This window comes from Paraflavitalea sp. CAU 1676, assembly GCF_029223285.1.
Taxonomy (GTDB): Bacteria; Bacteroidota; Bacteroidia; order Chitinophagales; family Chitinophagaceae; genus Paraflavitalea.
The window spans coordinates 602,888-621,098 of sequence record NZ_JARHUJ010000001.1 but is presented as its reverse complement, the minus strand read 5'-3'; the positions used below and the strand labels follow the sequence as shown (position 1 = coordinate 621,098).

At 48.7% G+C, this 18,211-nt stretch carries 18 protein-coding genes; 6 read left to right on the top strand and 12 right to left on the bottom strand.

Annotated features, from left to right (window positions below; all coding sequences use genetic code 11):
* Nucleotides 1-51: 51 nt before the first annotated feature.
* The 7 genes from P2H89_RS02585 to P2H89_RS02555 all read right to left on the bottom strand — a co-directional run bounded on the left by P2H89_RS02585 (nt 52) and on the right by P2H89_RS02555 (nt 9,783).
* Complete coding sequence (locus P2H89_RS02585) at nt 52-1,305, bottom strand: DUF4595 domain-containing protein (RefSeq protein ID WP_275824928.1); 1,254 nt, start codon at nt 1,303-1,305, stop codon at nt 52-54.
* A 123-nt stretch (nt 1,306-1,428) separates the two neighbouring features.
* A complete protein-coding gene (locus tag P2H89_RS02580; RefSeq protein ID WP_275824927.1) occupies nt 1,429-2,106 on the bottom strand; it encodes a lipoprotein signal peptidase in 678 nt (225 codons plus the stop codon).
* 69 nt (nt 2,107-2,175) lie between these two features.
* The gene (locus P2H89_RS02575) at nt 2,176-4,674 is read right to left on the bottom strand and encodes a bifunctional UDP-N-acetylmuramoyl-tripeptide:D-alanyl-D-alanine ligase/alanine racemase (protein WP_275824926.1); all 2,499 of its coding nucleotides are present in this window, start codon (nt 4,672-4,674) and stop codon (nt 2,176-2,178) included.
* An 8-nt stretch (nt 4,675-4,682) separates the two neighbouring features.
* Nucleotides 4,683-5,645 (bottom strand): TerC/Alx family metal homeostasis membrane protein, encoded by a 963-nt coding sequence (locus P2H89_RS02570; RefSeq protein WP_275824925.1) that lies wholly within the window; start codon nt 5,643-5,645, stop codon nt 4,683-4,685.
* A gap of 165 nt (nt 5,646-5,810) precedes the next feature.
* On the bottom strand, nt 5,811-7,520 hold the full coding sequence (gene gldG, locus P2H89_RS02565; RefSeq protein ID WP_275824924.1) for a gliding motility-associated ABC transporter substrate-binding protein GldG: 1,710 nt from the start codon (nt 7,518-7,520) through the stop codon (nt 5,811-5,813).
* 64 nt (nt 7,521-7,584) lie between these two features.
* Entirely contained in the window at nt 7,585-8,307 is a 723-nt protein-coding gene (gldF, locus tag P2H89_RS02560) for a gliding motility-associated ABC transporter permease subunit GldF (protein WP_275824923.1), read from the bottom strand.
* 303 nt (nt 8,308-8,610) lie between these two features.
* The gene (locus P2H89_RS02555) at nt 8,611-9,783 is read right to left on the bottom strand and encodes an IscS subfamily cysteine desulfurase (RefSeq protein ID WP_275824922.1); all 1,173 of its coding nucleotides are present in this window, start codon (nt 9,781-9,783) and stop codon (nt 8,611-8,613) included.
* A gap of 75 nt (nt 9,784-9,858) precedes the next feature.
* Between P2H89_RS02555 and mce the strand changes: the two genes are divergently transcribed.
* A complete protein-coding gene (gene mce, locus P2H89_RS02550) occupies nt 9,859-10,263 on the top strand; it encodes a methylmalonyl-CoA epimerase (protein WP_275824921.1) in 405 nt (134 codons plus the stop codon).
* Here mce and P2H89_RS02545 read toward each other — a convergent pair.
* Genes P2H89_RS02545 through arfB form a run of 3 tightly spaced genes read right to left on the bottom strand, consistent with a single transcriptional unit; the run spans nt 10,260 to nt 12,526 of the window.
* The gene (locus tag P2H89_RS02545; protein WP_275824920.1) at nt 10,260-11,306 is read right to left on the bottom strand and encodes a cytochrome-c peroxidase; all 1,047 of its coding nucleotides are present in this window, start codon (nt 11,304-11,306) and stop codon (nt 10,260-10,262) included. The two genes, mce and P2H89_RS02545, sit on opposite strands and share 4 nt — an antisense overlap.
* 2 nt (nt 11,307-11,308) lie before the next feature.
* Entirely contained in the window at nt 11,309-12,082 is a 774-nt protein-coding gene (locus P2H89_RS02540) for an MbnP family protein (RefSeq protein WP_275824919.1), read from the bottom strand.
* Between the two features lie 42 nt (nt 12,083-12,124).
* Nucleotides 12,125-12,526 carry an alternative ribosome rescue aminoacyl-tRNA hydrolase ArfB gene (arfB, locus tag P2H89_RS02535; protein ID WP_345799360.1) on the bottom strand — a complete coding sequence of 134 codons (402 nt, stop codon included), beginning with the start codon at nt 12,524-12,526 and terminating at the stop codon, nt 12,125-12,127.
* 71 nt (nt 12,527-12,597) lie between these two features.
* Between arfB and dtd the strand changes: the two genes are divergently transcribed.
* The 3 genes from dtd to P2H89_RS02520 are packed head-to-tail and all read left to right on the top strand — an operon-like array spanning nt 12,598 to nt 14,475.
* Nucleotides 12,598-13,050 (top strand): D-aminoacyl-tRNA deacylase, encoded by a 453-nt coding sequence (gene dtd, locus P2H89_RS02530; RefSeq protein ID WP_275824917.1) that lies wholly within the window; start codon nt 12,598-12,600, stop codon nt 13,048-13,050.
* A 27-nt stretch (nt 13,051-13,077) separates the two neighbouring features.
* Nucleotides 13,078-13,410 (top strand): nucleotide pyrophosphohydrolase, encoded by a 333-nt coding sequence (locus P2H89_RS02525; RefSeq protein ID WP_275824916.1) that lies wholly within the window; start codon nt 13,078-13,080, stop codon nt 13,408-13,410.
* Nucleotides 13,411-13,455: 45 nt separating this feature from the next.
* Nucleotides 13,456-14,475 (top strand): hypothetical protein, encoded by a 1,020-nt coding sequence (locus P2H89_RS02520; RefSeq protein WP_275824915.1) that lies wholly within the window; start codon nt 13,456-13,458, stop codon nt 14,473-14,475.
* A 113-nt stretch (nt 14,476-14,588) separates the two neighbouring features.
* Here P2H89_RS02520 and P2H89_RS02515 read toward each other — a convergent pair whose 3' ends face one another.
* The gene (locus P2H89_RS02515; RefSeq protein WP_275824914.1) at nt 14,589-14,921 is read right to left on the bottom strand and encodes a hypothetical protein; all 333 of its coding nucleotides are present in this window, start codon (nt 14,919-14,921) and stop codon (nt 14,589-14,591) included.
* 192 nt (nt 14,922-15,113) lie between these two features.
* On the opposite strand from P2H89_RS02515, the gene P2H89_RS02510 reads away from it, so the two are divergent.
* Together P2H89_RS02510 and P2H89_RS02505 are read left to right on the top strand one after the other, a co-directional pair.
* A complete protein-coding gene (locus P2H89_RS02510; protein WP_275824913.1) occupies nt 15,114-16,553 on the top strand; it encodes a glycine--tRNA ligase in 1,440 nt (479 codons plus the stop codon).
* A gap of 276 nt (nt 16,554-16,829) precedes the next feature.
* Nucleotides 16,830-17,147: a hypothetical protein gene (locus P2H89_RS02505; RefSeq protein ID WP_275824912.1), complete on the top strand. Its 318-nt coding sequence runs from the start codon at nt 16,830-16,832 to the stop codon at nt 17,145-17,147.
* Between the two features lie 71 nt (nt 17,148-17,218).
* Here the strand turns inward: P2H89_RS02505 and P2H89_RS02500 are convergent, their stop codons facing one another.
* A complete protein-coding gene (locus P2H89_RS02500; RefSeq protein WP_275824911.1) occupies nt 17,219-17,977 on the bottom strand; it encodes an FAD-dependent oxidoreductase in 759 nt (252 codons plus the stop codon).
* Nucleotides 17,978-18,211: the final 234 nt, after the last annotated feature.

The following is an 18,211-nucleotide window of genomic DNA, read 5'->3' as shown; positions in this document are numbered from 1 at the left end:
AGGCTAAAGGTTACTCCCCCGGCCTGGCCCGAATCTATTTAGACTGCGTCGCTATTTGCATCTATAGGTGAGTACATGCTTTACATCCACGCCGTACACCGACTCCTGGCCAGTCGCTTCAAAGCTGGTGACATTGTGGTTGGCGTCGAATTCATAATTTATGAACTCTGCCGTGGTGGAAGGGCCTGTCGGCGTACCGCCGCTGTCGGTGTCGGTGCGGGTTGATTTCACTGGCACGTTTACCGAGTTCTTGCCGTAATTGATGGCATTCTGGAACATCAGGATCTCAGGATTGGGGTGAAATGCCAGGAAGACATTCCCTTCTTCCGTAAGGTCGTATTCGTAGGTGACTGTCGTGGCATTGCCCACAATATTGTCGGTGATCTTTACCTGGGTGAGGTTGCCATTTGTCCATGTGTACTCCGACTTTGCAATCTTCAATGCCGGGAATGCCTGTAAACCGGCCTCGGCCTTCACCATATAGCCATTGGCATCGTAGGTATAATCAATGACCAGGGCCGGCGATGAATTGTCTGATGGGTCGAAGTACCCATGGAAGGAACTGATGCGGCCGCTACCATCGAGCGTAAAATACTGGTCGGTGTCTACCTTGATCTGTGTAGGCGAATAGGTGATGTTGAAGGTGTTGGTGACGGTACCGGAGGTTTGCGCCGTACTATCGATGACCTCGGTTTTTATAACCTGTTCCTGGCTATTGAAGTAGCTGGTAATGGCGCCGATCTTATCACCATTGGTCAATTCATAACTGGCCACATTGCTGATGCGGCAGCCAGTTGGGACGGGACCTGGCGTTGTGCTGGTGAATTTTGCAGCAAACTTACCGTCGGTTACTGTTACTACTGCGCCTGTGGTATCGAGGACCTCACCAGTGAAGGTACCACTTACGCCGGCCGTATCGATACTGGTAATGGTTACACTGAATTTGTTGGCGGCAAGAGGATCGTTGCTATATATCAGTGTGCCGTTGTTATAATACCCAAATACGACAGAAGGTGTGGCGTAATTACCGGTAATAATATTAGCGCCAATGATCTCGAGGTAAAAATTGCCGGTCTTGTCGGTAGAAGTGCCTTCCAGCACCAGTGAGTTTACGCTGCCGGTATTTAGATAATAGGCGGTATCGATGGGCCCCAGGTAGGCCGCACTTCCCTGCTTGAATTCCCAGGCTTCGGTACCAATGGGTGCCACATAACCACCTTCGTAACTTAACTCTTTTTTACAGGCAGGCATAAAGATGCCCACCATTAATGCCATTAACAGTCCAATGCAATGTATTCGCTTCATAACCACGGGTTTAATAGTCCATTAAAGACCATTGATACCCACAGGCTACATCCATGCGCACACCATTACCTCTGTTAGGAAGGAAGTAATAATCATTAAACCATCGTACCCTGCCGGGATCAATTACAATACCTGTACAGTATCGTTGACCGGAGAATTGGTTTCTACAGTTGTGCGGGTTTCTTCGTGGGGGTGCTTTTTGAAAAAGCGACGCTGGAACAATAAGATGACAATAACGCCTACCGAAATAGATGCATCGGCAATGTTAAAGATCGGGGAAAAGAAAGTGAACCGTTCGCCTCCCCAGAATGGGATCCAGGTTGGCAGTGTTTTATTTTCAATGATCGGTACATAGATCATATCAACCACTTTTCCGTGCAGGAAGCTGGCATAGCCGCCACCTGAGGGGAACAATACAGCTTTCGGCAATTCCTCGGAACTGGGTCCAAAAATCATACCGTAGAACATGCTATCGATGAGATTACCCAAAGCGCCGGCAAAGATCATGGCTACACAGATGATGAAGCCACGGTGATATTTCTTACGAACGATACTGCGGATGTAGAATACGCCGAAGATCACGGCCACCAGCCTGAACAACGTAAGCGCCAGCTTACCCCATTCGCCACCAAATTTCCAACCCCAGGCCATGCCCTCATTTTCGATAAAGAACAGACGGAACCATCTGCCGATCAATGGGATTTGTTCTCCGTAATTCATGGAGGTCTTTACCCAGATCTTCAAAATCTGGTCTATAGCTATGATGCCTATTATTATTAAAGCGACCGATCTGATCTTCACCTTACAAGAAATTTAGTTTTCAAAGATAATGCTTTACCTCTGGAGTTCCTTAGCCGGGCACCCCTGTTTTTACTCCTCGAAATAGACCCTTTTTACCCTTTGCGATATGCCCGTAAGCATCTCGTAAGGAATCGTTTGCGCCCAATGGGCCACCTGCCCTACCGGCAGCTCCTTTCCAAAAAGGATCACATCATCACCCTCCTGCACATGCGGAATACCGGTTATATCGATCATCACCATATCCATACATACCGTTCCAATTACAGGCGCCAGCTTCCCGTTCACCCACATCTTTCCCACCCCATTGCTCAAATTGCGCGGGTATCCATCTGCATAACCAATGCGGACGGTAGCCACCAGCGTATCGCGCTCTACCACGCCTCGCCGGCCGTAGCTCACGGTATCGCCCGCTTTCAGGTGCTTGATCTGTGCTATCGTGGCAATAAGGGTAGATACTTCTTTCAACTCCAGGCGGTGTGTATTGGCACTGTCGATACCATACAAACCGATGCCCAGGCGTACCATATCGAGCTGAAGATCGGGATGGCGGGCAATACCAGCCGTATTGGAAATATGCCGCAGGAAAGGATACGTGATCACCTGCTGCAACTTTTCGACCATGCCATGAAATATGGAAGCTTGCCGGCGGGTGTAGGCATCATGCTGGGGATCTTCGCTCGCCGCAAGATGGCTGTACACGCTCTTCACGATAAACAGGTCCCCCTTCAGCACTTCCAGCACCGTATCGAGCTCCTCGGGCGAAAAGCCCAGCCGGTTCATCCCTGTTTCCAGTTCAATGTGCACGGGGAACTGGCGTATACCCTGCCGTTTCAGGAACGCTTCGAACGAGCGCAGCAAGGCTGGCGAATACAGATCAGGCTCCAGGTTGTATTGCACCAATACGTCGAAGGTAGAGGGGTCGGCATTCATGACCATGATGGGCAGGTTGATACCTCCCCTGCGCAGCTCGACCCCTTCATCGGCATAGGCCACCGCGAGGTAATCGACCTTGTGGAACTGCAGCGCATTCGCGATCTCGTAGCTGCCGCTGCCATAGGAAAAAGCTTTCACCATGGCCATCAGCTTTGTGGTGGGCTGCAGCAATTGCTGGTATTGACGCAGGTTATGCCCCAATGCATTGAGGTCTATTTCCAGCACGGTTTGGTGTACCTTTTGTTCCAGCAGCCTATCTATCTGCTCCAGCTCAAATACACGGGCGCCTTTGAGCAGGATGGTCTCGTCGCGGAAACTGAGGTGATGAAAGTCGTGTATAAACGATTCTACCGAAGGATAGAACACGAGTTCGGGTATGGGCGACAGGCGGAAGACGGCCTGGTGCTGGATCATCTTTTCGCCAATGCCAATGAGGCGCGCAATACCCCGCTGGGCAAGCGCCTGCGCCACTTCTTTGTACAACTCCTTTTCGTTGCGGCCGCTTTGCAGGATGTCGGACAGGATCACCGTTTTGCGGTCGTGCTGACTTTGCTGCGCCAGGAAATCGAGGGCAATGTTGAAGGAACTGAGGTCGGCACTGTAACTGTCGTTGATGATAGAACAGTTGTTCATCCCCTTCTTCAGCTCCAGCCGCATAGCCACGGGGCCCAGCTGCAACATCTTTTTGGCGATTGCCTTTGCAGCCACCCCAAGATGCAGCAATACACACCAGCAATGAATGGCATTCTCTACCGAAGCATCGTCGGTAAAAGGTATCTTGATGGCGATCGTTTGTTCTTTGTAAAGCGCGGTGATCAACGTAGTGCCTTCCTCTTTATAAACAGTGAGCACCTGGAGGGTAGCTTCGGTAACCGTGCTCCAGTTGAATATCTCAAAGCTGCCCTGGCCCCCTTTGTTGAACTGCTGCCACAACGCGGCCACCCCTTCATTGATCTCGGGGGCATCCTTACAATACACCAGGGTTTTGACATGGGTAAACAGCCGGAGCTTCTCGTTCACCTTCTGCCGCCGGTTGAGAAAACCTTCACTATGGGCTTCGCCGATATTGGTGAAAACACCGATGGAAGGCTGAATGATCTTTTGCAACCGGTCCATTTCACCGCTTTGCGAGATGCCTGCTTCGAAGATGCCCAGTTCGTGGGTATCATTCATGGGCCACACACTCAGGGGTACGCCGATTTGCGAATTATAACTGCGCGGACTGCGGATGATCGAGTACTGATCATCGAGCAATTGGTTGAGCCACTCCTTGACGATGGTTTTACCGTTGCTGCCGGTGATGCCGATGACGGGCAAGGAATATTGTTTCCGGTGATGGGCCGCCAGCAGTTGAAGCGCTTGCAACACATCCTTTACCTGGATAATATTGGCCTGCGACAGTTTGCTTGCATCCGTGTCTTCACTCACCACAAAGTTCCTGACCCCCTTTTCATAAAGTGCCGGCAGAAAAACATGACCGTCGCGCCTGGGGCCTTTCATGGCAAAGAACAGCGATGTATCCGGAAAGATCATTTTGCGGCTATCGATGAGCAGGTGTTCAATAAAAGCATTGTCGTGCTGCTGAACCAGCTTTCCTTTCACAATGCCCGTAATATCTTCTATATGGTATTTCATGGTGTTGATTAGTGGAGGTCTCTGTTGTGTCCGGCGTCGTTATTACCATTCTTTTCACGGTTTGCCAATGCCACTGAATAGACCATCGATGCGGCAATGCTTACCAGTATCACCAGGAGCGAAACATAGATCGGTATTTCGATATGGAAAAACTCCACCAGCATCTTCAAACCAATAAAAATGAGCACAAAGGCAATGCCCTGCTGCAGGTGACTGAATTTATCGACGGCTCCTTTCAGCAAAAAGAATAAGGAACGCAAACCGAGGATGGCGAATATATTACTGGTATAGATCACCAGTGGATGCTTAGACACCCCCATTACTGCGGGTATGGAATCAACCGCGAATACAATATCTGTCGTGGCCAGCATCACCACCACCACAAACAGGGAGGTGTACATGCGTTTGCCATTGACCTTCACGATATACCGGCCACCAAAATCGTCCATACTGATGGGCAGGATCTTCCGCAGCCATTTGTATACAGGGCTTTTCTCGGGGTTGAACTCAACACTTTTTTCGTGCGTAAACATTTTGTAACCTGTCCAAACCAGGAAGGCGCCGAATATATAGAGCACCCAATGCACACGGTTCACCAGTTCAACGCCCACGGTGATGAACAGCACCCGGAATACGATGGCCATCAAGATGCCGATGAGCAATACCCGGGCGTAATACTCTTCTTTGACATAGAAGAAATTGAAAAGGAGGATGAAGACAAATATGTTGTCAATGCTGAGGCTTTTTTCCATCAGGTAAGCACTGATGTATTCCAGTGCCATGCCTTTACCCAGCTCGAACCAGATGAATACGCCAAAGCTGAGACCCAGTGCCACCCAGAACACGCTTACCCAAAATGCCTTCTTAAGCGATACGTGGGTAGATCGCTTGCTGAAAAGTCCGAGGTCAATGACGATAGCCAGTATCAGAACAATTCCAAAGACCAGGTAAGTGATTTGATCCCTTGTCATGCTTAGTTGTTGATGGCAGCAAAGATAGGGGCCAATGCCGGTTTAAGGGCATGTCTACAGTGGGTCTGCAATTGTACAAATCAGGGGAATTATGGGCGTTTACCGGGTCTTAAAAGAAAGTTAAATCGAAAAGACCGGGCAGCATCGCCATGCCGGCCTGTTGCCCTACTGGTATTTTCTTTTCCGGATAGCCTGATAAATGAACCCAAATAGCAGGACCAACAAAACCGGCACCCCGATATTGACCAGCTGCCAGGTAGTTTTTTGGGTCTCTACCTTTTCGGGATCGAGGAGGCGCAGGGTATAATCTTTGGAACGCGTTTCAAGAATACCGGAGGGATTAACGAGGTATTCAATGCAATTGAGGATAAAATCCTTATTGGCATATTGATAATTAGTAAACTGGTTGAAGCCCATGGGCAGCGGCCCCTGTGCCTGAGAGAACACATTGGTGGCGATATCCGCATCGGCGATCACGATCATTTTATTATCCTCCGCCGGCGCCGCGCGGAATGGCTGCTTGTAAAGGCCCGCCATGGTATCCATGGTCGCTTGCGAAAGGCGGTTGGTGAACAAAGATGAAAACTTCCCCTCAAGTAATACGGCTACAGGTATGTTGGCCTTGTTGAAGGTCTTCATATCTTCTTCCGTTTTGATGCTATTAAGCGACACGATAGCCGGTGTGCTGAGTGTTCGTGCGTTGGAGGAGGTTGCCAGCAGCACCGTCTTTTGAATGCCGGGCGCTTTCACCGTATCGATCGAACTGGGGAACAGTGACAGCACCTGGTCCATGTTTTTCGCGATGGGGTTGTTGCTGTAGGAAGACAATAAGGGGAAATAAGGCCAGGATTGCAATTCGGTTTGCGGCTTGTCGCCCATGCTGCCTACCACCATGGGGATGCGGTCGCATTGGAGGTCCTGCACCAGGTCGGCATTGATCCGCACGCCATATTTGAAGAACTGGTCGTCGAGATTGAGACCAAAATCGAAGGCCACAAAATCGCCGTTCTTACGCATCAGGCTATCGAGATTGGCATCCAGCTTATCGAGCAGCCAGATCACCTTACCGCCATGCATTATATATTGATCGATCTTCAGCTTTTGTTCGTTGGTGAAGGCTTTCGTGGGCTTCATCACCACCAGCGCATTGAAATACTGCGGTATCACTTTCACACTGTCGATGGGTACAAATCCAAATCCATAGTTGGGTTTCAGGGCTCCTTCTATGAGGTCGTATACATTATAGGTCATGGGTTCGCCATTACCCAGCAGGTAACCAACGGCAGGCACTGTTTCGGCGGTTATTTTCTGGATCGCGTGCGCCAGCTTAAACTCGAGTAGGGCGTCTGCATTATTCAGAGTGCTGAAAGGATCGCCGTCGTTCACTTTTGAACTCTGTAGAAAGTCGACGGGTACAATGCGATCGTGATAGGTAACGATAGCACCCGGAAACAGGTAGCGCTGTTCTTCCCCCTCTCCTTCTTTGGCTTTAACGCGAACGTTGGTAGGCTTGAGGCCCAGGCTCATCAGGGAGTCCATCGAATACACGCCGGCGGTGTCTGCCTTATCCGACCCCGGTCTTTGAAAGCGGAAATGGATATTGCCCTTTCCGTTCTCTTTGAACTCCTGCAACAGTTCGCGGGTACTGTTGGCGAGACGTTTAAAGCCGGCAGGCATGTCGCCATCCAGGAATACGGTAACCGTTACGGGATCGTTGAGGTTGCTCAACAGCTTTTTCGTGGGGGTAGATAAAGTGAATCGTTTTTCCTGGGTAAGGTCCAGGCGGAAATGGAATTGGGAGGCGAGGTAATTGACACCCACCAGTACGATCAGCAAATAAATCCACCAGTATTTTGTAGCAAACAGTTTTTTCATAGTCATTAATGATCTCTCAGACTTCCATCAGTTAAAGGGCCGGCTGCGGCCCGATACCATTGGTTTATCGTTTCAATAAGTTCTTAGCTGTAAATGTCAAAAAGAAGCCGATAATGCCGAGGAAATAAATGATATCCCGGCTGTCGACCACGCCGCGGCTCACGCTGCGGTAATGGAAATCGATACCCGCCATGCCAACGTAATAATCGGCGCCCGATTCGAGGGCCGGTATGCGGCTGATAGCATTGAACCCGCTGTACAGCAGGAAACACACAAATGCACTCACGATGAACGCCACTACGGCATTATTGGTAAAGCTGCTGCAGCAAATGCCGATGGCGACAAAAACAGCCACGAGGAAAAGGAGACCGATATAGGACCCGATGATGGCCCCGGTGTCGATACCGCCCGATTCGGACAACTGCAGTATGGTAATGATGTAAACGAGCGTGGGTAGCAGGGCGATCAGCACCACCAGGAGGGCGCCGAAATATTTGCCCCCCACTACCTGCCAGCGGGAGAGCGGTTTGGTTTGCAGGATCTCGAAAGTGCCACCTTTGAATTCGTCGGCAAAGCTGCGCATGGTGATGGCGGGGATCAGCAATAGGAGGATCCAGGGTGCCAATTCAAAAAATTTATCAAGCGTAGCATACCCAAAATCAAGGATATTGGTATCGGGAAACACAAACAGGAACAATCCATTCAGCAACAGGAACACCACAATGGCAATATACCCGGTGAGACTACTGAAGAATTGTCGAAATTCTTTTTTACAAACAGGCCACATGCGTACGAAAATAAGAGATTATACCTACATAAAAAGAAAACCGGTTGATAGTGATCTACGAAAAGAGGATTTACCTATATTCGCTGTCTCCCAAACACAAAAATCCATTTCCTATTGTAGAACTATCCGTGATTATTAACGGCTTAGCCATACATATATTTTACACAGATAACCATAACCTACTGCACCAAAAGCTCTCCCCCCGGAGAGTTTTTGCTTTTTAGGAGGTCCAGCCGTAAGGATATGTCAATTTATTAGCTGTTGAAACGGCCTTCATAGCCCCAAAAAAGGGACAGCTTCTTCTTAAGATGCAGAAAACGGATCGAGAGCCCGCAAAGAGCGCACAGTTTCGGAAACTCGTTGAATGGTGTATTCGATCTCGGCGACGGTAGTGAACCGGCCGAGGCTGAAGCGGAGGGAACTGCGGGCCAGGTCGTCGGGCAGGCCCAGGGCTTTTAATACAAAGCTGGGCTCCATGGAGGCCGAGGTACAGGCCGAGCCGGTGGCTACGGCAATATTTTTATTGAAGCCCAACATCAGGGCATTGCCATCCACGTTGGGAAAAGCAAGGTTGCTGACATGCGGCAGCCGGTTATCAGCCCCTCCATTTACCTGCACACCTTCCAGCAGCAACAGGCCTTGTTCCAGCTGATCGCGCAATTGGCTCAACCGGCCTCCTTCCGCTTGCAAGTGCAGGCGGCATAATTCGGCCGCTTTGCCCAGGCCTACGATGCCGGGCACATTGAGGGTACCGCTGCGCGCACCTCGTTCATGGCCACCGCCGTCTATCTGGGCGGTGATGCGCACCCTGGGATTTTTGCGGCGTATGTAAAGTGCTCCTACCCCTTTGGGACCATATAATTTGTGGGCAGAAAAACTCATAAGGTCTATCCCGTCGGCCAATACATTTACCGGAATCTTTCCGACGGCCTGGGTAGCATCGCTGAAGAAGATCACACCATGCTGCTTAGCGATCCGGCCAATCTCCTCCACCGGCTGTATCACCCCTGTTTCATTATTCGCATACATGATGGCGATAAGGATGGTTTGTGGAGTGATGGCTGCTTCCAGTTGCTCCAGGCTGATAAACCCTTCTCTATCGACCGGCAAATAGGTTACCAGTACACCTTGCTTTTCGAGGTGCTTGCAGGCGTCCAGTACCGCTTTATGCTCAGTTACACAGGTTATGATATGATTGCCTTTGGCCGCATACATTTCTGCCAACCCTTTCAACGCCAGGTTATTGCTTTCGGTGGCGCCCGAAGTAAAAACGATCTCGGTAACATCGGCCCCGATCAGTGCCGCCACTTGCTTTCGTGCATAGTCTACCGCCTCTTCGGCCTGCCAGCCGAGGGCATGTTGCCGGCTGGCAGCATTGCCAAACTGAGTGGTAAAGTAGGGCAGCATGGCTTCTACCACCTGCGGATCGCAGGGGGTGGTAGCATTGTAGTCGAGGTATATGGGAAAATGCAGCATACGCTTATCCTAACACAAATTTACCGCGAATGGTTGGAAGGTGGAAGTATCTTTGAGCTACTTCAAAAACTACTTATGCTGAAAGTTGAACATATCGGCATTGCCGTGAAAGACCTGGCTCGATCCATTCCCCTGTTCGAAAAACTGCTCAACACGCCCTGCTATAAGCAGGAAGCGGTAGCCAGCGAGCAGGTAACCACTGCTTTTTTTCGCCAGGGTGAAACCAAGATCGAACTTTTGGAGAGCACCGACCCGCAAGGGGTAATTGCCCGGTACATCGAGAAGAAAGGGGAAGGCATTCACCACATCGCATTTGAAGTGGCCGATATTGAGGCGGAAATGCAGAGATTACAGGGAGAAGGTTTCACATTACTCAACACCACACCGAAGCAGGGGGCAGATAATAAGCTGGTTTGCTTCTTACATCCCAAAGGAACCAATAGTGTGTTGATAGAACTGTGCCAGGAGAAGAAGGGCTAACTGCCCGGCGGCGCAAAACGTTTGTTTTTGATAAAGGTGGAATCGGTGAGCGTGCGTAAAAATAATTGCAGGTAGTTCTTATCGTTGGTGCTGAGGGCTATGCCATGCTGAACCAGCGGATCTACGGTGGCGCTTTGCTGCACGCCACTATTGTAATGCTCCAAGGCCTGGTTTACCGATATAAATCGGCCATCATGACCATATGGGAAAGTAAGGTACAGGTTACGAAGGCTGGGTACTTTAAACTTCAGCGAATCGGCCCTGTTCTGGGTGATGCGCATGCGTCCCCTATCATTGATGGTTGGATCTACCGGCAGCCCGGTATTGCGGAAACTATTATCGGTAAACAATGGTTCGGCATGGCAGCTATTGCATTTCGACTGAAACAAGGTATATCCCATCTGCTCTTGTGGCGTAAAGGCAGCCAGCCCTTTTTTCACGCGGTCGTATTTGGAATCGGCCGACACCAGCGAGCCCACAAACTGCGTGAGGGCATACAACATGCGCTGGCTATTGATGGTTTCATCACCAAAGGCAGCTTTGAACATTTGTTTATACGTAGCATCCTGGTTCAATTTGCCCAGCACACTATTAATATCTTCTGCCATTTCGTTGGGAGCCATGAGCGGCGCCAACGGCTGCACCTCGAGGTTATTGATGCCACCATCCCAATGGGTTTGCTTTTGCCACACGAGGTTGAACAAAGCCGGCGCATTGCGGGTGGTGAACTGGTTATTGAAGCCATGGCTGAAGTTATGATCGAAGGTGGCAAAAGCAGCAAACTGCTGGTGACAGGAAGCACAGGGAAAATTGCCGTCTTTCGAGAGCTTGCCATCGTAAAAGAGTTTTCGTCCCAGTTCAAACCCTTCTTCGGTCAATGCATTGGTGGTAAACTGGTATTGCGGAGTGGGAAATCCTGCAGGGATGGCAAAACTGATGGGTGTGGGCCCCGATTTGTCGCCATTCGATTTCTTACACGCCTGTATCCATACTGTTCCCAGTAAGAAAAGTAATACAAACCGTATAGTCCACCTGATGGCCACCGTTAATCATTTTTGACTTTCACGACCGCAAACATTTTGGAATAGTTTTCAGCGATCTGCTGTGCCAGGGTACCCGGCGACATCACCCCCGCATTGGTTCCGATACGGATGTCGTGCGGATTGTTGAACCAGTCATATACATCGGCCGTGATGTCGATCACGGTTTTCTTACCAGGCTTCATATCGATGACTTCCGGGTAAGGGAACAACAAAGTTATCTTTTTTATTACGCTTTCGGCCTGCCGGAATCCGCCGATATGGTATTTGAAACTGTTGGCCGGTGCGGTAGAAACAGGCGATGTTCCTTCCAGCTTCGACATGATGTAACCCGTATTCCATTCCCAGAACATCCCTTTAGCGGGGTCAAGTACCCCGGTTTGGGCGCCACTTACGTTCAGCACGCTATCAACCCCCATGGTGAATGCGAGAACGTTGTATTTATACGGAACCACATTCAGTTTGATGACGGTGGAGTTGCTGTCGGCAAAATCGACGAGGTAGTAGTCCTGGTCGCCGGCACGGGATATCCTGTTGGAATCGGTATTGAAAAGTTCAAAGGCATGTACGTAGAATTTAAAGGCACTTACTTTGAAGGATTCATTGAAGGCATTTTTGTAGGTAACGGTGTCGAACTTCATTTCGACCGTGTCAAACAGCACCACTGGTTTAAACCGCAGCTCAATATTGTGAATAGCCGTAGCGTCCATTTTGAGCTCTTTCTGGCAGGATGCCAGTACGGAGATCAGCAAAAGGCAACTGGCTATTCTGTTAAGCATGGACGTGTTTGGCTGGCGTGGTTGCATTTGCACGGATTTAGGTTAATGATCGGCCGGGCGGATCTTCTGACGGTTTTGTTTGTGGCCCGATTGCTTCTTTTTCGAGTCCAGCCGTTTTGCCTTTGCTGCCTTGGAAGGTTTTGTAGCGATGCGTTTCTTTTCCTTTTTCAGGGCCTGCTCTATCAGGAGATGCATCTTTTCTACTACTTCCTGCTTGTTCTCCAGCTGCGAACGGTGAACCTGGCTCTTCACTTGCAAAAACCCTTCCGAATTTACTCTGGAGGCTAGCTTCCTGCTCAATATCTCCTTCTGCTGATTGCTCAGTATCAATGACTTATCAATATGGAAATACCCCTCCACCATGGTCTCTACTTTATTAACGTTTTGCCCTCCTTTGCCGCCACTACGTGCCGTTTGGAACTCAATCTCTTTAGTTATATCTATCTTATTCATAATACACGGGCATTTTGCCGGTTGCCCTTTCTTCCCATAAATTTACACACTAACCTATAAATATGCGGGCAGTAATCCAGCGCGTCAGTATGGCAAGTGTAACGATCAATAATATAATACGCTCAAGCATCGGAAATGGTTTGTTGGTGCTCGTAGGAATTGAAGATGCAGATACTGCAGAAGACATCGAGTGGCTCAGCAATAAGATCGTGAACCTGCGCATATTCAACGATGACCAGGGGGTGATGAATGTGTCGGTCAAAGAAAATGGGGGCGATATTATATTGGTAAGCCAGTTTACCCTGCACGCGGCCACCAAAAAGGGCAACCGCCCCTCCTATATCCGGGCGAGCAAACCCGATATTGCGATCCCATTGTATGAAAAAATGATCGCCCAGCTTGAAAAGGACCTGGGCAAAGGGATCGGCACCGGCGAGTTTGGGGCCGATATGAAGGTGAGCCTGCTCAATGATGGTCCGGTTACGATCATTATCGATTCGAAGAACAAGGAATAGATTGCCTCAAATCATAAAAACAGCAATATGGATATTACGCTGAACGAAGCGCAGCAACAGGTGGACCAATGGATCAAAACCGTGGGTGTGCGTTATTTCAATGAACTTACCAACCTGGGTATCCTGATGGAGGAGGTGGGCGAACTATCAAGACTGATGGTGCGCACCTACGGGGAGCAATCGTTTAAAGAGAGTGATAAGAACAAGCACCTGGCCGATGAAATGGCCGATGTGTTGTGGGTATTGATATGCCTGGCCAATCAAACGGGCGTCAACCTCACCGATGCATTGCACAAGAATTTCGAGAAGAAGAATATCCGTGATGCCAACCGGCACCAGGATAATGAGAAGTTGAAATAATCATTTTGGAATTATAGGACCATATCCTACCATGAAATAGCCCGGATGGATTACCAAACCTTACCCAAAGAAGAACGAATAGCACGCGCTTCAGAATATGCCTTGATGTTGGTAGCGGATGATTTGGCGGTAGAAGAGATTGTAGTGGAATTAAGTACCATGTTCAATCTTGCACACGAAGAGGCCCGGCAGGCCTATGAAAAAATGCGGCAGGACCATGCGGCAACTTATAAGAAAACGATCAACAAGAAAAATATTGCGGCGCTGGCCGCAGGAGTCACCTCCCTTATTTTCGCATTGACTTATTTTTTCATGGGCAAAGAAATGTCGGGCAAAGGAATTGGCACGGCAATGATCTTGCTTTCTATCCTGTTTGCCTTGCCTGCACTTAACTCCGTGATCATAATCATCAGTAATTGGATAGAGAAGAACCGGAAGCAGGTAGCTAAACCTCATCTGCCCCGATATCTTGGGAGCAAAGGAGATAAATTTAAGGTGTACTTATTTGTATCGATAAGTTTCGCATCTATATTTATCATTTGGCCTATTTATAGCTACGTGTCGGGGGAGGGAACAATTGATGAAACAAGGCTGGAGACTTCTGCTCCAAAGATCTTACATAAAAAGCCTTGGAAATCTTATATATCTGACAATGATAATAGGTTTTACGTTTACTATTTTTCCTTCCTCAAAGACCCGAACATATACCGCTTCGATGAAGAATATGTCAAATATCGAATGGCAACATATGATATAGACAGCCTGGAACCAGGTGATGTACTTACCATCCGATACAGGAGGGATCATGAAATGTCTCCTCACCAGCAGGATACCGGCAAGATCTTCACGATTTTTAACATTGCGAAGAAAGGCCTGCCCTATGCAGATTTGGCGGCAAGGAACATGGCCGTCAATAAAGAGAATAAAAAGAACATTGGGAATTTTATCATGATTTTTGCCGTCATGGGTGGACTGTTCTTAACCTATCGACAATTCCGGGCCCGGAAGTACAAACGGATCATGGCAGAACGAATGGCAAACACAACTGACCTAACATTGCGGTGACGGCTATAAACTTATGTTACGGGATATTCCCTTTTTCAGCAGCCACAGGTGGCCTACCGAGAAAGGGAATATCGTGAAAACAACTTTCAGGCAATTTGCAGGCAACAGTTCGCTTAGCGGCGCGACATATCAACCACTTTGAAGATCAAACCACCGATCCCTCCGATCAACATGATGAAGCCGAAGATGTAACTGATACTCCCCGACTCGTACCGGTTCACTTTCATGATACCGCTGATGATGAGGAAAATGGAAACAAGTACCGAGGCGATGCCGAATCCGGCGGGAGAATTTGCCCGCGCAGCTGCGCCGGTTTGCCGCATGGCGCTGTTCACTTCATCGGGATGGTATTTTTGAGAAAGGAGGTTGCTCCTGATCTCATCGGCCGAAAATCCGGCGGCGATCTGTTTGTCGATCTCGATGCGGATGGTCTCATTGTTTGTCATGGGGTGGATTTAGGAGCTTAAAGATAGCGGCGGGTGCCGGCAACCGCAATAGCTGAATAATTTCAAGTATCTGCTGCTGTAAACCAACTAATTGGCCGATATGCCCCATTCGGCTCCCTGATTTATTATATACATACTATTTTTTCAAGCGTCTGAAACAGATAATATTAGCCCGTCTTATCTTTGCCCGCTATGGCAACAGATACCAACAAGTTTCAGGCGATCATTTCGCATTGCAAGGAATACGGATTCATTTTCCAATCGAGTGAGATCTATGACGGTTTGAGTGCAGTTTATGATTACGGCCAATGGGGCAGCGAGCTAAAGAAGAACATTCGCGACTATTGGTGGAAGAGCATGACCCAGATGCACGAGAACATCGTTGGTATCGATGCGGCTATTTTCATGCACCCCACTACCTGGAAGGCGAGCGGCCACGTTGATAATTTCAGCGACCCGATGATCGACAACAAGGACAGCAACAAGCGCTACCGGGTAGACCACCTGATCGAGGCGCATGCCGATCTGTTGGAGAAAGAGGGCAAAAAGGCAGAAGCAGATGCTTTACTGGCGTCGATGGATGCCCTGCTGGCCAAGGACGACCTGGCTGGATTGAAGACACTGATTGAAGACAGTAAGATAAAATGTACGGTAAGCGGCACAGCCAACTGGACGGATGTGCGCCAGTTTAACCTCATGTTCTCAACCCAGCTGGGCAGCGTATCGGATGAGGCCAGTGAGATCTACCTGCGCCCGGAAACGGCCCAGGGTATTTTCGTGAACTTCCTCAACGTGCAGAAGACCGGCCGTATGAAGATACCTTTTGGTATCGCCCAGATCGGTAAGGCCTTCCGTAACGAGATCGTCGCCCGCCAGTTCGTGTTCCGCATGCGTGAGTTTGAGCAGATGGAGATGCAGTTCTTTGTACGCCCTGGCACAGAAGACCAGTGGTATGAATACTGGAAGGCTGAACGCCTGAAATGGCACCTGAGCTTGGGTATTCCAGCCGAAAGATACCGTTACCATGACCACGTAAAGCTCGCACACTACGCCAAAGCGGCCTGCGACATCGAATATGAATTCCCGATTGGTTTCAAAGAAGTGGAAGGTATACACTCAAGAGGTGACTTTGACCTGAGCCAACATCAGCTCTATAGCAAAAAGAAACTGCAATACTTTGATAATGAGATCAATCAGAACTATGTACCATATGTGATCGAGACTTCTATCGGTTTGGATAGAACCATCTTACTGGTACTTAGCGAAGCATATACTGAAGAGGATCTTAGCACCCCTGAAAAGCAAGACAGCCGGGTAGTGCTGAAGTTTCCACCTAAGCTGGCTCCTATCAAGTTGGCCGTATTGCCCTTGTTGAAAAAAGACGGTTTACCGGAGATTGCCCGCCAGATCATGGATACCTGCAAACCTCATTTTTACTGTTTTTATGAGGAAAAGGACGCCATCGGCAAGCGTTATCGTCGTATGGATGCGATCGGAACGCCGTTCTGCATAACTGTCGACCATCAGACGAAAGAAGACAATACCGTTACCATCCGGTATCGGGATTCTATGCAACAAGAACGAATTCCGATAAATAAAATCCTGGAAATTGTTCAAAAACAGATTAATTAATTCTAAATTTGACTCTGCAACATCAAGTATAGTAAAGGTTTAATTCCTGAAAGACCTCTCTCCTTTTTTGAAGTACCGCTAGTCCTTTTGAAAACACACCCCCTATTAGGCTCTATTTGATTTAGTAGCTTAAAATAATTTATTTGGCTATCCGTTATAGGATAACTGCCTTATTGACATAGGTCAAATTATTGACTTGTCAGTAGGACCTTACCCCTATATGAAGGACAGCCGGTGAACATTAACCAGAGGTTCTTTTACCCTAAAAAGCTGTTTATGCTTGCAATCATCATTCCTGTGAATGTGTACTTGTTTGGTGGCCTTATTCTTTCGGCATTCCTGGCAGGGTTCATTGTACGGAAGAGTCAACTGAAGAAACTTAAGATGAAAGTCCTGGAACTGGAAAACGAAATGCTCAGCAATCATGCCGACATTTTGGATCTCCAGAAAGAAAAAGCTAGTCTTGAGCAAAAATTAAAGGAGCATCACATCCCTGTTATTCCCATCTCATCTAAAGAAGAAAGCAATTCCAAAGTGCAGGATATTACCAAGCGGAAACTTGCACAACAAACAGGCAGCGGAAGTCAGCATTAATTCCGCACTTACTTATCTGGCTATAGGTTTGAAATAACGTTCTCCAGTATTGGAATGCGAAAGAAGGTCGTTTACCCGTATAATTCCTGGTGAATGGATTTCTTATCATATCCCAGGTCCTGTATACGCTGCTTGGCTTCATCGATCATATCTTTCCAGCCGCATAGAAAGAAGTAGGCGGGCTTCGGCATCAGGAGTGCAGGATCGCCTGGAGCGGGAAACCTGTTTTCCTTACATATCTTTTCATATACCCCGTGTACATAACCCGTGCAATAAGCGCCTGGTTCTTCCCGGGAAAAAGTGGGTATGTACCGGAAGCTCGACACTTTAGATTCCAATTCCTTCAACTCTTGTCCATAGAGCGCATCCCCAAACTTTCGGCAGCCAAAAACCAGGTAAATGGTTTGGTGTGGAACCTGTTTATTGAGTATATGGTAGCTCATCGAACGGAACGGCGCTACGCCGGTACCTGTGCAGATGAAGAAAAGGTCACGGTCTACCGGCTCCGGTAAAACAAACACCCCTTGCGGGCCACGCAAAGTGATCTCTGACCCCTCCCTGATCTCATTGAATAAATAATGCGTACCAGCTCCGCCTTCCAATAACACAATGACTAATTCGAAAACATTACTCCCATCGGGCCAGGAGGCTATTGAATAACTACGCCATCGCTTGGCCGGTTTCTCGTGAATGGGGAGGTCCAGCGTTACGAATTGCCCCGGAGTGAAATCAAAGGCGTTCAACTCAGGCACCTGTATCCAGAACCTTTTCGTGATGGACGTTTCATCCGCAATGCGTATAACCTTACCAGTTCGCCAGGGCTGTAACATTGGATGTATTTTACTAAATATACAAAAATCCCTACGGATTAAGTGCAGGCGGCAAAGCAGGAGTAACCGGTAATTGGGGGATGGCAGTCAAGGTAATGGCGATGGTTTACCGATTGCAGCGCCGGACTCAGGAAGTCCTTCCAACAACGCCACAAAGCATCTTCAAACAGCGGCAGAAAGCATCTTCAACCAGGGGCAAAAAAAAGGAGCAGCTGAGCTGCTCCTATAGTGCCT